The organism is Psychromonas arctica, assembly GCF_038155225.1.
Lineage (GTDB): Bacteria > Pseudomonadota > Gammaproteobacteria > Enterobacterales > Psychromonadaceae > Psychromonas > Psychromonas arctica_B.
This window is the reverse complement of the sequence record NZ_JBAKBA010000090.1, coordinates 1-1,163: the sequence shown is the minus strand read 5'-3', so window position 1 is coordinate 1,163 and position 1,163 is coordinate 1. Positions and strand designations below refer to the sequence as shown.

Annotated in this window: 1 protein-coding gene; it reads left to right on the top strand. The window is 34.6% G+C overall.

All coding sequences use genetic code 11. The annotated features are described in order from the left end of the window. Positions 1 to 110 precede the first annotated feature (110 nt). Positions 111 to 848: a hypothetical protein gene (locus V6255_RS17910; RefSeq protein WP_341629367.1), complete on the top strand. Its 738-nt coding sequence runs from the start codon at positions 111 to 113 to the stop codon at positions 846 to 848. Positions 849 to 1,163 lie beyond the last annotated feature (315 nt).

Here is a 1,163-nt window from a genome sequence, read left to right as displayed (position 1 = left end):
AGTAAATGTAAGCTACTGTCATTTTTATTTAAAATAAACAGGCTGAAATGAGAAACTCTACAGCCTCGTTAGGCTTATAGTCGGAATTTTTATAATTAATCTGGGAAAATATGAATAATGTAGCTGTAACAGTAGAAGGTGAAGGTTTTTTTGATTGGTTTCATGCGATGTATGAAAATGCTTTCGAAGAACTAGAAAAAATTTCATCTATTGATGTTGATTTCAATTTATTCGATATTAGGTTGAATAACACTTTATCTACTTCAATTGAAATGAAGGCTGGGTTTCGACATTCACAAGAAGAAAACAACCAAATATCACACACATTAATGCATAAACTGTGTGATATTTGGTTTTGTTATGAAGCTTTGTTGATTGCTTTTAAATCAGAGGGATTGGTTACTAACCCCCGATCTAAAATTAATGCGCTTTCCGAAGAAACCTTGAATGTTATCGATTTGCAGCACGATATATTCGACGTCAGGCTTGATTTTTGGGGGATGAATGGTGATCTTGTACATAAAGGTGATCACCGAGCCGATATGCAACAGTATATTGATCATTTGCAAGCAAGTGCTACTTCTAGAGAGCAAAAAGAGTATCTGCCGCAAGTCTTTAATTTGTTTACAAATAATGATCAGTTCTCAATTCCTCAAATATTGTCATTTGCGTATGCTGTAAGAAATCAATTTGTACACGCCGGTGAGTCACCATTATCTGGAGTACAGTTCGTAGAAACAAAAATCGCTGCTTTAAAGTTTTCTTATGATTTCTTAGTTCTATTTTGTCTACGTGCTGGCGAATTTTTACTGGAACATAAAATAAATAAAGCTTCTGGTATTGTTTAGCAATAAAGCCTAACAAGGCAATTAAATGGAACTAAAACAGTGGGTTAGGTTTCGCTTCGCTACACATTATAACCCACCATTTTAGTCCACTTATTGCGGCGTTGAGGCTGTAGAATTTCTCCGAAAAGAACGTTTTTACGTTCTTTTTTCATAATCTCTCATTGTACAAAAAACAACCTTGATTGAGCTGATCGTCTGTGATCTAATAGTTATTATTCGCTCAGAGTTAAATGTGATGGCATCCTTTTTAAATAAAGAGGCAAACCTGACTTATCTTGCCAAAGTAAATTCATTCCGATTGATTTCGCACAGCAA